At 40.6% G+C, this 13,945-nt stretch carries 11 protein-coding genes; 8 read left to right on the top strand and 3 right to left on the bottom strand.

All coding sequences use genetic code 11. The features are described 5' to 3' along the window. Positions 1 to 56 precede the first annotated feature (56 nt). From PE36_RS18450 to PE36_RS18460, 3 genes are read left to right on the top strand one after another with little or no spacing between them, the layout of a single operon-like run. Positions 57 to 860 (top strand): ATP-dependent zinc protease, encoded by an 804-nt coding sequence (locus PE36_RS18450; protein ID WP_006033586.1) that lies wholly within the window; start codon positions 57 to 59, stop codon positions 858 to 860. Between the two features lie 2 nt (positions 861 to 862). Beyond that, positions 863 to 2,359 carry an inactive transglutaminase family protein gene (locus PE36_RS18455; RefSeq protein WP_006033587.1) on the top strand — a complete coding sequence of 499 codons (1,497 nt, stop codon included), beginning with the start codon at positions 863 to 865 and terminating at the stop codon, positions 2,357 to 2,359. A gap of 2 nt (positions 2,360 to 2,361) precedes the next feature. Further along, a complete protein-coding gene (locus PE36_RS18460) occupies positions 2,362 to 3,321 on the top strand; it encodes an alpha-L-glutamate ligase-like protein (protein WP_006033588.1) in 960 nt (319 codons plus the stop codon). A 101-nt stretch (positions 3,322 to 3,422) separates the two neighbouring features. Here the strand turns inward: PE36_RS18460 and PE36_RS18465 are convergent, their stop codons facing one another. Then, positions 3,423 to 3,716, bottom strand: coding sequence for a DUF406 family protein (locus PE36_RS18465; RefSeq protein WP_006033589.1), 294 nt, complete (start codon positions 3,714 to 3,716; stop codon positions 3,423 to 3,425). Positions 3,717 to 3,877: 161 nt separating this feature from the next. Beyond that, positions 3,878 to 4,405, bottom strand: coding sequence for a ferritin (locus PE36_RS18470; protein ID WP_006033590.1), 528 nt, complete (start codon positions 4,403 to 4,405; stop codon positions 3,878 to 3,880). Positions 4,406 to 4,746: 341 nt separating this feature from the next. Between PE36_RS18470 and adhE the strand changes: the two genes are divergently transcribed. The 3 genes from adhE to PE36_RS18485 all read left to right on the top strand — a co-directional run bounded on the left by adhE (position 4,747) and on the right by PE36_RS18485 (position 9,899). Then, complete coding sequence (gene adhE, locus PE36_RS18475) at positions 4,747 to 7,392, top strand: bifunctional acetaldehyde-CoA/alcohol dehydrogenase (protein ID WP_006033591.1); 2,646 nt, start codon at positions 4,747 to 4,749, stop codon at positions 7,390 to 7,392. Between the two features lie 348 nt (positions 7,393 to 7,740). Then, a complete protein-coding gene (locus PE36_RS18480) occupies positions 7,741 to 9,039 on the top strand; it encodes an HD-GYP domain-containing protein (RefSeq protein ID WP_006033592.1) in 1,299 nt (432 codons plus the stop codon). 92 nt (positions 9,040 to 9,131) lie between these two features. Continuing rightward, positions 9,132 to 9,899 (top strand): DeoR/GlpR family DNA-binding transcription regulator, encoded by a 768-nt coding sequence (locus PE36_RS18485; RefSeq protein ID WP_006033593.1) that lies wholly within the window; start codon positions 9,132 to 9,134, stop codon positions 9,897 to 9,899. An 89-nt stretch (positions 9,900 to 9,988) separates the two neighbouring features. On the opposite strand, the gene PE36_RS18490 is transcribed toward PE36_RS18485, so the two are convergent. Continuing rightward, the gene (locus PE36_RS18490) at positions 9,989 to 10,714 is read right to left on the bottom strand and encodes an oligogalacturonate-specific porin KdgM family protein (RefSeq protein ID WP_006033594.1); all 726 of its coding nucleotides are present in this window, start codon (positions 10,712 to 10,714) and stop codon (positions 9,989 to 9,991) included. Between the two features lie 703 nt (positions 10,715 to 11,417). Here PE36_RS18490 and PE36_RS18495 point away from each other — a divergent pair. Together PE36_RS18495 and ggt are read left to right on the top strand one after the other, a co-directional pair. Next, positions 11,418 to 11,966, top strand: a complete 549-nt coding sequence (locus tag PE36_RS18495) for a thioesterase family protein (RefSeq protein ID WP_006033595.1) — start codon at positions 11,418 to 11,420, stop codon at positions 11,964 to 11,966. 174 nt (positions 11,967 to 12,140) lie between these two features. Then, a complete protein-coding gene (gene ggt, locus PE36_RS18500) occupies positions 12,141 to 13,916 on the top strand; it encodes a gamma-glutamyltransferase (RefSeq protein ID WP_006033596.1) in 1,776 nt (591 codons plus the stop codon). Positions 13,917 to 13,945: the final 29 nt, after the last annotated feature.

Here is a 13,945-nt window from a genome sequence, read left to right on the forward strand (position 1 = left end):
TTTCTATTATAGTGAACTAACCCTCTTTTTCACCTGTTAACAGGGCCAAATACCTAATGAAAAATATAATAAGATTTCACACATTAAAAACGGCCAAAATAGCTATTGTTAGTGCACTTAGCCTGGTATTTTTAAATGGCTGTGCAACGACACAAAATGAAGCGAATACTGCCATTGTGGTACAGCAGCAAGCACAAATAGAAACCATCTTGCAGCAGCAGCAACAAATACTAACCACATTGCAATCACAACCAGATAAGTTCAGCGAGCAAGATAAAGCGATCGAAAAATTAACAGCGCAACTTGACGATTTAAGTACCACAACACAGGTTAAAAAGGCAGCTCCAATCGTAATACCAGTAAAACCTCAAGCCAGCAATGACTACACCAACAAAATAATTCTTGGCCAAGAAGAATGGGTATGGTTTGAAGAATTGCAAACCAATTTTAAGTCACGTGTTGATACAGGCGCAACGACATCGTCTTTAAATGCGACTGAGATCGTTAAATTTGAACGCGATGGCAAAGATTGGGTCAAATTCAATTTATCACACAAAGATGATAACGCAGTATTCCCTATGGAAGCAGCTGTCGTGCGCACCATTAAGATCCGTCAAACTAACGCAGTCGACGCATTACGACGTTATGTCGTGAGCTTACCTATCGAACTCGGCGATATTAACACTGAAACAGAGTTTACCTTGGCCGATCGTAGTCGTATGATCTTCCCTATACTATTAGGCCGTACCTTCTTAAAAGATATTGCCATTGTCGATGTTGCGCAAGAATACACGCAACCTAAAAAACAATCGACTGCTAATAAAAAACAACCTACATCAGCTAAAAAAGGGACTAACTAATCATGCCGTCTAAGATCCCATTTCGCATCTTTGTTGCGATACTTTTCCTCCTTGGTGTAGGCTCAATCGCTCAACGCCATTACAGTGGTGAGATCCCTTGGTTTCCCGGTGACACCTATTCAACCTGGATGATTGAAGCGAAAGTTGAGTTTACTGCACAAGGTGACGCGGTTAATGCATCCTTCGCCACACCGTCGACCCAGTCTAACTTCACCGTGTTAAGCCAAACTGCTGCATCGCCTGGTTATGGATTATCCTTTATCGATAATCGCGCACAATGGACCATTCGTAACGCACAAGGCAAGCAAGATCTATACTATAAAGTTAATGTTCTAACTAATGATATCCCATTAGATGTGACTCATGAACAAGACCTGACAATTAATAAGACCACCTGGCTACCACCTTATGATATAGCCGCAGAGCAGCTCGTTAATAGTGCGATGGAAAAAAGCGCCGATGCTTTTTCATATAGCCGTGAACTGCTAAAACTACTTTCTGGTGATGATTTAGGCCAAAATGCGAAATTAATGCTGCAAGAAAATAGTAAATCAACATTATTTGTCGCATTGCTCAATGACGCTAATATCCCCGCATTACTAGTTAAAGGTCTGTATCTTGAAGACGGTCGTCGTCAACAACAACTGCAACCATTTGTATTGGTATTTGGCGAAGATGATACCCGCTTAATTGACGTCAAATTAGGCCAAATCGCAGACGCGAAAAACCTGCTGCTTTGGGAGCAAAATGGCGAGCCAACTTTAGATCTTATTGGGGGTACACATTCTCGCGTTAGTTTCTCTATTATTCAACAAACCCAACCTGTTATGCAGGTGCTAAAAGAGAAATCTGACAGTACTAATCTATCCAATTTCAGTATCTACAGCCTACCACTCGAAGAACAAGCGTTATTCAAAGGCATCTTACTCATTCCATTAGGGGTGATGATTGTGGTGCTAATGCGTATTCTGATTGGGTTACGTACGTCTGGTACTTTCATGCCGGTCTTGATTGCAATGGCATTTGTACAAACCAGTTTAGCAACCGGACTGATTGGCTTTACCTTAATTGTCGGTATTGGGCTTGTGATCCGCTCTTACCTGTCTCGATTAAATCTACTATTAGTATCGCGAATATCCGTGGTGATCATTACTGTAATCGCCATTATTTCGTTGTTCTCCGTTTTATCATACAAAATAGGGCTCACAGAAGGATTAAAAATCACTTTCTTCCCGATGATCATTCTATCTTGGACCATTGAGCGTATGTCAATTCTATGGGAAGAAGAAGGCCCGAAAGAAGTATTTGTACAAGGTGGTGGCAGTTTGTTTGTGGCTGTACTTGTGTACCTCACCATTAGTAATGAGCTATTACGCTACTGGGCATTCAACTTCCTTGGTCTGCAGCTTATCATTATGGCAATCATCTTAATGTTAGGTACTTATACCGGCTACCGTCTACTCGAACTACGCCGCTTTAAAGATATGCAGGGTGACTAATCATGACATTTTCGTTTTTTAAAGAATTCGCGATGCCGAGTAAGTTAAAACAACAAGGTATTCTGGGGATGAATCAGCGCAATAATATGTACATATCGCGCTACAACCCCAGAAAGCTATTTCCATTAGTGGATAACAAATTAAAAACCAAAGAGATAGCCGAAGAGGCTAATCTCAGCACCCCTGAACTTATTGGCGTCGTTGATAGTCAACACGCTGTTAAATCAGTTGATAAGCTTATCGCAGGTTTAAATGGCTTTGTAATCAAACCAGCAAAAGGCTCCGGCGGTAAAGGTATTTTAGTGATAACCAAAGTAGAAGAAGGTCGCTATTACAAACCCAGCGGCAGTGAATGTTCACTCGATGATATTGAACGTCATTGCTCGAATATTTTAGCCGGTCTATTTTCACTCGGTGGTGGCATTGATGTGGCTGTTGTTGAAGCGCTTATCGTATTTGATGATAGCTTTGAGGGTTATAGCTTCGAAGGTGTGCCTGATGTACGTGTGATTGTATTTAAAGGTATCCCGATGATGGCGATGATGCGGTTATCAACATCCATGTCGGATGGTAAAGCTAATTTACACCAAGGGGCTGTCGGTGTGGGCATAAACATCACCACAGGTGAAGCGCTCAACGCCGTGCAATATGATGAAGTTGTCACCCACCATCCTGATACACAAAAAGAATTAGCTCTGTTAAAAGTGCCTCATTGGGAAGAAGTTATTCGTTTAGCGGCGCAATGTTATGATATTTCAGGCTTGGGTTATTTAGGTGCAGATGTGGTATTAGATCGCGATCATGGTCCGATGCTATTAGAGTTGAACGCACGTCCAGGGCTAGCTATTCAAATCGCCAATGGCATGGGGTTGCTACCAAGGTTACAACAAATTGAAGCGGCGAATACCGATAGCATGGATCTAAACCAGCGTCTTGCTTATTGTAAACAACACTTCGGCTAAATATATTGTAGAAGTGATATAAATAAAAGCATAAATAGAAAGGCATACAGATTCATCTTGTATGCCTTTAAACTATTGAACTATTCAAAAACCGAAACCATTTAAGCCAATAAATGGCGTAAATTCATTTCAAAAATCATTTTTTCTGCAGTGCAAGTAAAGCTCAATGTAACGAGATAAGTATGTTCATCTTGTGCGGTAAAGTTAATCGTTACTGCTTCATCGAATTGTTCCTCAACATAAGCCTCAAGCTCACTGCGTTTTTCATCTACTGCAAGTTGCGAGTCAAAGCTAATAGGAAAAGAGAGTTCGGTATCATCAGGGTGAATAATACTGCCAATTTCAGCAAACGCACCACAGCAATCTTTAATATCAGTATTGTTATCATTCGACATAATTATTCTACCTATTGATTAAAATCCACGATTAACACCGCAATAGTACCACTAAAGTGTAAGTTGTAAAAATAAAAAAACCGCTTACACCAAGGTATAAGCGGTTTTTATATTCACATAATCGATTTTTTAGCGTATATAAATTTGTTAGCTAAAACAGATTAAATAGTAATTGGCGTCGCTGCAGGCGCTTTACTCATTGCTTTCAATTCTTGATCCATAATGAATAGACCGTAACCATTATCAACACCTACACGGCGAATTTGGCTTACGATACCATTAAATAATGCTTCTTCTTCTGTCTGCTCTTCCATCAATGTATTTAGGTGAGCAACAGATTGGAAATCTCTTAGTTCATGCGCTAAGCCAAGGATCTCTGAGATAGATTCTGTGATCATCACTTCATGCGCTAACGCTTGGTTAAATACATCAAGCAGATCGGTAAATTCAGACTCAGCGCCAGGAATAGCTTCCATTAATGGCTGGATGCCGCGGTCGATCATATAACGGAATAATAACTGAGCATGTACCTGTTCTTCAGCTGCGTGCTTATAAAAGAAATCACCCGCGCCAATAAAATCTGATGCATAGCAAAAAGATGCCATGCTGCGGTAAAGATGAGATGCAGTAAACTCTTTTGTCATTTGTTGGTTAAGCGCTGTCGCCATAACCTTAGATAATTTTGGCATAGTATAATGTCCTATAATAAACAATTCAGGCAATGCTACCTTAATGGCTCTAAAATTAACAATAACTTTATTAATTTATCGTCTTTTTTTTTAAATTCAGTATGTTACACCCCTATAAATGAGTCTTAATCGCATTGAAATAAAATTACAAAAAAAGTGCTTTTTACATATTTACGACCGACTTAACACTATTATGAAAATATAATACGTAATATTACTACAATTGATCTAGATCACTTTTTAATCTTTCAGATTACCTATACTTCAAATCAAAGCTATTCACTAAGGGGTATCCCTTAGTAAATAATTTTTAGATTTCAAATTAGTTTTAAGGATAGATTATGACTGTCAAGAATATTGAAACACTCAATGCAATGGTTGCAAAAGTCAAAACCGCGCAGCAAGAATTCGCCACCTTTAATCAACAACAAGTTGATAAAATTTTCCGCGCCGCAGCCCTTGCAGCATCTACAGCACGTATCCCATTAGCACAAATGGCTGTTGAAGAATCAGGCATGGGTGTATTGGAAGATAAAGTAACTAAAAACCACTTTGCATCTGAATACATCTACAACAAATATAAAGATTCCCTAACTTGCGGCATTATTGAAGAAGACACTGAATTTGGCACCATTACCATTGCCGAGCCAGTTGGTATCATCTGCGGTATCGTACCAACAACAAACCCAACTTCAACGGCAATTTTTAAAGCGTTAATTTCACTTAAAACACGTAATGGTATTATCTTCTCGCCACATCCACGTGCCAAAAATGCAACTAACACAGCCGCTAAAATTGTATTAGATGCAGCGGTTGCAGCAGGTGCACCACAACATATCATTGGTTGGATTGATGAACCATCGGTTGAATTATCAAATTCACTCATGCATCACAATGACATTAACCTTATCCTTGCCACTGGTGGTCCGGGCATGGTTAAAGCAGCTTACTCTTCAGGTAAACCAGCCATTGGTGTTGGCGCAGGTAATACGCCGATTGTGATTGATGAAACAGCAGACATTAAACGTGCCGTATCTTCAATCTTAATGTCAAAAACATTCGATAACGGTGTGGTATGTGCCTCGGAACAAGCGGTTATTGTTGTTGACGAAGTATATGACGCGGTAAAAGCACGTTTCATTACGCACGGCGGTTACATCTTAACGAAGAAAGAAGCCGATAAAGTACGTGAAATAGTACTAATCAATGGCAACATGAATCCTGCGATTGTTGGTCAGTCTGCAATTAAGATTGCGAAAATGGCGGGTGTTACTGTGCCTCCTTTCACAAAAGTATTGATTGGTGAAGGTCCAGAAGTACACGTTGATGATGCATTCGCTCACGAAAAATTATCACCAACATTAGGCATGTTCCGCGCTCGTGATTACAATCACGCTGTCGAGCAAGCTATCACTATGGTTGAACTTGGCGGTATCGGTCATACATCTGGACTCTATACAGACCAAGATGCCAACGAAGAGCGTATCAAAGACTTCGGCGATAAAATGAAAACGGCACGTATCCTGATTAACCAACCAAGTTCACAAGGTGGTATCGGTGATTTATATAACTTCGGTTTAGCACCATCTCTAACGCTAGGTTGTGGCTCTTGGGGTGGTAACTCTATCTCAGAAAACGTGGGTCCTAAGCACCTTATCAATAAAAAAATTGTTGCAAAGCGAGCTGAAAATATGTTGTGGCATAAACTACCTGAATCAATTTACTTCCGCCGTGGTTCATTACCCATTGCGATGGATGACCTTGTTGGCAAAAAACGTGCTTGTATCGTTACCGATAAGTTCCTATTCAACAACGGTTATGTTGACGACTTAGTATCAATCCTAAAAAGCAAAGGTATCGATACTGAAGTATTCTACGACGTAGAAGCAGATCCAACACTGGCTATTGTCAAGAAAGGTGTGGCAGTGATGAACAGCTTCCAACCGGATGTGATCATTGCCTTTGGTGGTGGTTCACCAATGGATGCAGCGAAGATTATGTGGGTAATGTACGAACATCCAGATGTACACTTCGAAGATCTTGCAATGCGCTTTATGGATATCCGTAAACGTATTTACAAGTTCCCTAAAATGGGCATAAAAGCCATGATGGTTGCGGTAACGACAACATCTGGCACTGGTTCTGAAGTAACACCATTTGCCGTAGTCACCGATGAAGTAACGGGTCAAAAGTACCCAATTGCCGATTACCAACTAACACCAAACATGGCTGTTATTGATGCTAACTTAGTGATGAACATGCCAAAATCACTCACCGCGTTCGGTGGTTATGATGCGGTAACACATGCACTAGAAGCTTACGTATCAGTATTACAAAATGAATACTCAGACGGTCAAGCACTACAAGCGCTTAAACTATTAAAAGAGTACTTACCAAGTTCATACAAAAACGGCGCGAAAGATCCAATCGCACGTGAAAAAGTACACAATGGTGCCACCATTGCGGGTATCGCTTTTGCCAATGCTTTCTTAGGTGTTTGTCACTCAATGGCGCACAAGATCGGTGCTGAATTCCATATTCCACACGGGTTAGCAAACGCACTACTGATCACTAACGTTATTCGTTATAACGCAACGGATATGCCAACCAAACAAGCGGCATTCTCACAATACGACCGTCCGAAAGCACGTGCTCGTTATGCTGAAGTTGCAGAACATCTTGGCTTCCGTGAAGGTAAGACAGCGGACAAGGTCCACGCACTGTTAAACTGGTTAGACGAACTTAAAACTGAATTAGATATTCCTAAGTCAATCCAAGCGGCGGGTGTTAACGAAGCAGACTTCCTTGCTAAAGTAGACCAACTTGCCATTGAAGCGTTCGATGACCAATGTACTGGGGCTAACCCACGTTACCCATTAATTAGTGAGCTAAAAGCACTATTGCTTGCTTCTTACTACGGTAATGATTATCAAGAAAGTTATGTACTAGAAAAACAAGCGGCTATAAAAGAAACTGTGAAAAAGTAGTCGTAGAATAGTATTGGTTATTGCTATCGTCGAATAAGCGGATAGCAATTATCTACAAAGGGTGGGGAATGTGGGTGTTTTTTTAAATCCATATTTCACACCCTTTTATTATGTATTGAGTAATAATATACCTGTTTATACCTTCGACTATGCCACAATTTTAAATCAAATCGTTGAAAAGATAACTAGCCCACATCTCCCATATTTAGTTTTGATAACCCTAAACTTATCCCCTATAATTATTTTGACTGTGTTTCAATACTCTATTCAATGACCAAATAGCTGTATTTGATAAGGATCGCACTAACACTGAAGTCAAAACGGATTTAAATAAGTAGAAGGTAAGTAATGACAAACGTCTCATTAACGATTAAAGACCTTAAAGTTGGTCATTTTATTAACCTTCCCATTGGTTGGACATCTCACCCTTTCATTCTTAACTCATTTATGATTAAGGATGAAAGACAATTACAAATTGTACAGCACCTTGGTTTAGCCACGATCTCTGTCGATATCGCTCGCAGTAAAATAGCGCAAGTATCAGGAGCAGATCAATCAACAACACCTGTTGCCAATGGCCAGGCTTTAGCTGAACAATTGGCAGCGCAAACACGAAAAAATACTGAGACAATAGCCCAACAAACGGTACGCAAAGAAAAAGCAGAACAGCAAACACAATTAACACAGCAGCAGGCCTGGTGGAAACAAATCCGTCATACTCGCTCAAAGTATCAAAATAAGATCGCGTCCCTCAAAGATATTTACAGCAAACTTAGCTTGCAACCTGACAAAGCGATGGAACTATTAGAATTACTGTCAGGTGAATTAACGATTGCAGCAGAACAACAGCATGATTTTAGCTTCGTGTTATGCAATGAGGAGATCTCAAGTGATACGCTTTATCAAAACGCGATGAATGTGGCCGTACTCAGTACACGCTTAGCACAGCAACTCGCCTTTAACGCGCAAGATGTGGCAATCGTGACTCAGACCGCCTTACTCAGTCAGTTTGGTATGTTATGGGTGCCCGCTTCAATTCGTCATAAAAGATCTGAACTTACAAAACCAGAAGTTAATTACCTCAAACAACATCCAGCCTATGCAGCGCAAAGATTACAAGATATAGATGCACTTCCCGATATTGTGATTCATAGTATTTTACAGATCAATGAAAAGTTCGATGGTAGCGGTTACCCACGCGGTTTCAAGCAAGATAAAATGTCGAAGTACGCACAATTAGTTGCCATCACCACCCGCTATAACGAAATGTGTAACGCCAATTTACCTCAACACCGCTATTCACCACACCTAGCCATTGGTTTGTTGTTTAAAGTCGCCGATAAGCATTACAACAAAGCCTATCTCGAACAGTTTATTAAAATGATGGGCATATACCCGGTTGGTACTATCGTTAGTTATGATAACAGCCAAGCCCTAGTACAGATGAATATTATAGGTAGCCTTCGACAGCCGCTGATTGTCGACTTTAATGAGCTTGAACCGATAAAAAAACAACCACTTTTACATCATTGCGGTAATGAAAATATCGCGATTACTAAAGCTATCAGCAGTAATAATAATATCGCCCCTGAACATCTCGAAAAGTTTAATTTAGCCCAGCGCAGCAATTTATACTTTCCCAGCTAGTATTAAGGAACGGTCAAATATCATAGATAACAGCTGCTGTTAATCTATGATATTGTTACACTCTTATCTTTAATAAACGAATCACATACACTATGTCAAAACGCAATACTCAACAACGTCGTCATACCATCATTAAGTTACTTGAAGAACAAGGTAAACTCAGCGTTGATGAACTAGCCCAACGTTTTGAAACATCAGAAGTCACCATCCGTAAGGATCTCACCGCGTTAGAACAAAACGGGCTGTTATTACGTCGTTATGGTGGCGCAATACCTATCCCGAAAGAACTTCTACCTGAAGTTGAAACCGATAAAGTCTCTCAATGCAAAATCGAAATTGCCATTGCGGCCGCATTACGCATTCGCGATCACAACCGGATTATAATCGACAGTGGCACCACCACAGCCAGTTTAATCGAGCAGTTAGCCAACAAAAAAGGCTTGATCACCATGACCAATTCACTACAAGTTGCTAATGCGTTAAATGGTTTAGAGAATGAACCGACGTTATTAATGACAGGTGGAACTTGGGACCCGCACTCAGAATCATTCCAAGGTCAAATAGCCGAACAAGTACTGCGATCATACGACTTTGATCAGCTGTTCATCGGTGCCGACGGTATTGATTTAGAACGTGGCAGCACAACGTTTAATGAATTAATTGGCCTAAGTCGCGTCATGGCAGAAGTATCCAGAGAAGTTGTTGTCATGGTAGAGTCTGATAAGATCAGTCGTAAGATGCCTAACCTCGAACTCGCATGGGATAATATCCACACCCTCATTACCGATGCTGATATTACGGATGAGCAACGTTGTGCAATCGAAGCCAAAAATATCGAAGTCATCATCGCATCGAGATAACCACCAAACACGATGAACAAAAAATCCCGCTTACTGCAAATAGCGGGATTTTACATAAAGGATTTATTGTTTTGCTATACGGTTAAGACTTAGAAACCGTAAGAAGCACCAACTACAAACACATTATTGTTGTGACCAGGATTAGTTTTGCTTGAAGACTCTTGGTTACGGTATTCAACGTATGGTTGAACACCAGCACGTGTCCAAGTTGCACGTAACTCATGTTCCATAGAGTTATCCTTAGTAACACCATCATTTACGTAATAAACATTGTTGTATTTAACATTCACTGGCATATCTTGGAATTGGTAAGCAATGTTGTTATCTAATCGAACTTGATCATTTGTTTCATCTACGCCACTAACATTAATTGCATCATTTGCTTGGATTTGCATACGAGTACGATTAGAGATAGAGAGGCCATTATCGAAGTTATAACCAATTTTTACTAATGGACGGTATTGAACTGCTTCACCGTCGTGTAATAAATGGTGGTAACCAGCTGCTACCCATAAATTCTCGTTAATGCTGAATGATTGTTCAACACCTAACGTAGTGTAAGCAGAAGCTGATGAACTACCTTGCTCACCGCTTGAGCCATAGTCAGTGTTACCAAGCTGAATACCATCAATCTCCACTAAAAGTGTAGTGCCAGTTGTAAAGGTATGGCCAGCTTCGATAGTTGATGTCACATCAGAACCGTTAAAATCTGCACGGTCATGTAGTTGTACATTACCTGTTACATAAGATGAACCACCAGCAAGTGCAGGTGCAGCGATTGATGCGCAAAGAAGTGTTAATACAAATTTTTTCATGATAGCCTCGATTATATAAGTACAATTTTAATCTTGTTAAATTGCGAATTAAAGTGAACTATTTCACTGACTAGCTTGCCGCCAGAACATGAAACAAATATAACACTTTGGAGGCAGTCGATAATGCTGTTGGATTGTTTCATAGATCTGAATCACAACTTATTTCACACTGATAATTAAGGTGTGATCAAAAATTAACACTAGATGAACAAGTCAACATATAACACCCTTCGTCGACATTGCTTTTTAACTTAAATATCAGTCAATTAAATCAAACCAAGAAAGAACTGAAACATAACAAGTTAAAGAAATTAACAAATCACACTCAAACTATTACAATAAAACTAAATATCATATGCTTTATTAATAACACCAAAATTGTGAGCTAGTTAACGACTTCAAACTCAAACAAGGCCACTACCAACAGCATTAAAAACTAATTTTCAAACTAAAATAGCGTTACAACTAGAACAATACACTCATCAAGCATATTTAACTTAATTTACACTGCGAATATTGTGCTAATAGCGCTTACAGAGTGCTTATTGATAGCCAGTGAAACCACATCATGGCGACCGGATCCCGTTTCTTAAACGCCATTCAAACCACAATTAACATTTTCATTACAATTAACGTGACAAGCATGCGGAACTGAGTAGACTCTTTGTTCTATTTATCTATAAACAATAATTATTGAGGCGTTATGATCAGTGAATTGATTCGTTGTTTTTACCTACGTAATAAGCAGACAAATACCAAAGGTTTTTTCGATACCATCACCCGCTCTTTTCGAGTCGGCTTTCGTCATATCGATCTGAACCTACATATTAACAATGCAAAATATCTCATGTTTCTTGAAAAAGCGCGTTGGGACCATTCAATTCAGACCAATACATTTAATACATTATTGAAGAACAAATTAAACTTCATCGTGGCAGGTGTTGAGGTTGGCTATATTCGTGAAATACGCTTATTTAAAAAATTCAATGTAGAAACCACCTACTTAGGTTGGGATGAGAAATATTTTTATCTCGAGCAGAAATGCGTCGCCGATGGTAAGTTATGTAACTACAGCTTAGTAAAAGCGGTTTTTGTACAAAAAGGTAAAGTCATCTCACCCGAAAAAGTAATGACCTATATCCCTGTTGAACAGCGCCCACAGCAATTACCAGAGCACATGCAGATCTGGAAAGATCTTGGTATTGCCAAGCGCAACTTCACCACCAGCGAACCAATAGACAAAGCGGCTTAGCAAATTCAGTTGACTTCACATCAATTAAATTAAGAGTAGCCACGCCATGCCCTTTTGATACATAACGATGCTATTTATGTGAATTAACTAGCAATTTAGCCTACCTAAAAACAAGTAATAAATTGTTTTTGCTATGCTGGATTAACATCACGCGCTATCGAATAGGGAAAATTAATGCCAACGACACACGTTATTAAAGCACTTACCTTTGGATTCATCGGCTGCATTAGCTTGACGTTACCAACAGCGTTAGCCAAGACCACCAGTAGTGTCACAGTCGCTAAAATCAAACCATCCACGAGTGCTATTTATAGTCAAATGGCGATCCACCATCCCGTTTGGGCTGCCAATGGCATGGTGGCAAGTCAAGAAGCGCTCGCCACGCAAATCGGTGTCGATATCATGCAGCAAGGTGGTAACGCTATTGATGCCGCTGTCGCCGTCGGTTATGCATTAGCCGTTACCCTACCCCGCGCTGGTAATCTCGGTGGCGGTGGATTTATGCTGGTTTATTTAGCCGATGAACAGCGCTCAATTGCAATTGATTACCGAGAGGTAGCACCACAGGCAGCTTACCCTGATATGTATTTAGACGATGCCGGCAATCCTGACAGTCAGCTTTCTCGCTTTCATGGTCTAGCCGTCGGCGTACCTGGTACAGTATTAGGCTTTGAACTCGCATTAAATAAATACGGCAGTATGTCATTAGCACAAGTCATGGCACCCGCGATCAAATTAGCACGAGACGGTATTGTGGTTACGCCTGACTTAGCCAATTCACTCAGGGCAACGAAAAAGCGCTTAAGCCAGTGGCCAAGTACCCAATCTATTTTCTATAAAGCCGATGGCAGTAACTACCAACCCGGTGAAATTTTAAAACAGGCCGATCTTGCTAATACACTATCAGCCATAGCTAAAAAAGGCAGCCCTGCATTCTATCAAGGCCCGATTGCCAAACAGATTAGCGATTCAGTACGTGATGCTGGCGGTATAATGACAATGCAAGATTTAGCCAGTTATAAAGCCATAGAGCGACAACCTGTCACTGGTGACTATCGTGGTTACCAAGTGATATCAATGCCACCACCGTCTTCTGGCGGCGTACATATAGTGCAAATGTTGAATATGCTCGCTCAGTTCCCGATTGATAAAATGGGTCATAATAGCGCGGCCACTATTCATGTCATGGCAGAATCAATGCGCCGTGCCTATGCCGACCGTAGCTTATACTTAGGCGATCCTGATTTTTTTAACGTGCCTGTTGCAGCGCTAACTAACCAGCAATATGCAAAACAATTAGTCAGTCAAATTAACCTTAATAAAGCGACGCCAAGCAGTGATGTGTCGCCGGGTACACTCTTGCCTTATGAAAGCAATCAAACCACCCACTACAGCGTGGTTGATAAATTTGGTAATGCGGTGAGTAATACTTATACCCTCAACTTCAGTTATGGTTCAGGACTGGTTGCTGATGGCACCGGGGTATTATTAAATAATGAAATGGATGACTTCTCAGCTAAGCCCGGCACCCCCAATGCTTACGGCCTTATTGGCGGCAAAGCCAATGCCGTCGCCGCCAAAAAGCGTCCATTAAGCTCGATGACGCCGACCATCATATTAAAAGACAACAAACCTTATTTAGTCACAGGGAGTCCAGGCGGTTCACGTATCATTACCACCACGCTGCAAGTGATCATGAATGTCATTGACCATAATATGAATATTGCCGAAGCCAGCGCCGCGCCACGTTTCCATCATCAGTGGTTACCGGACGTGATCCGCATCGAGAAAGGACTCAATGTCGATACCATTAACCTATTAGAAAGTAAGGGACATAAGGTTGAAGTGAAAGCAGCGATGGGCAGTACCCAAACTATAATGCTTACCGAAGAAGGTGTTTACGGCGCATCGGACCCACGCCGACCAAATGCACTTAGTTTAGGTTATTAACTGACGTTATTAATCCTCTTCACTCGTAA

This window comes from Moritella sp. PE36 (assembly GCF_000170855.1).
Taxonomy (GTDB): Bacteria; Pseudomonadota; Gammaproteobacteria; order Enterobacterales; family Moritellaceae; genus Moritella.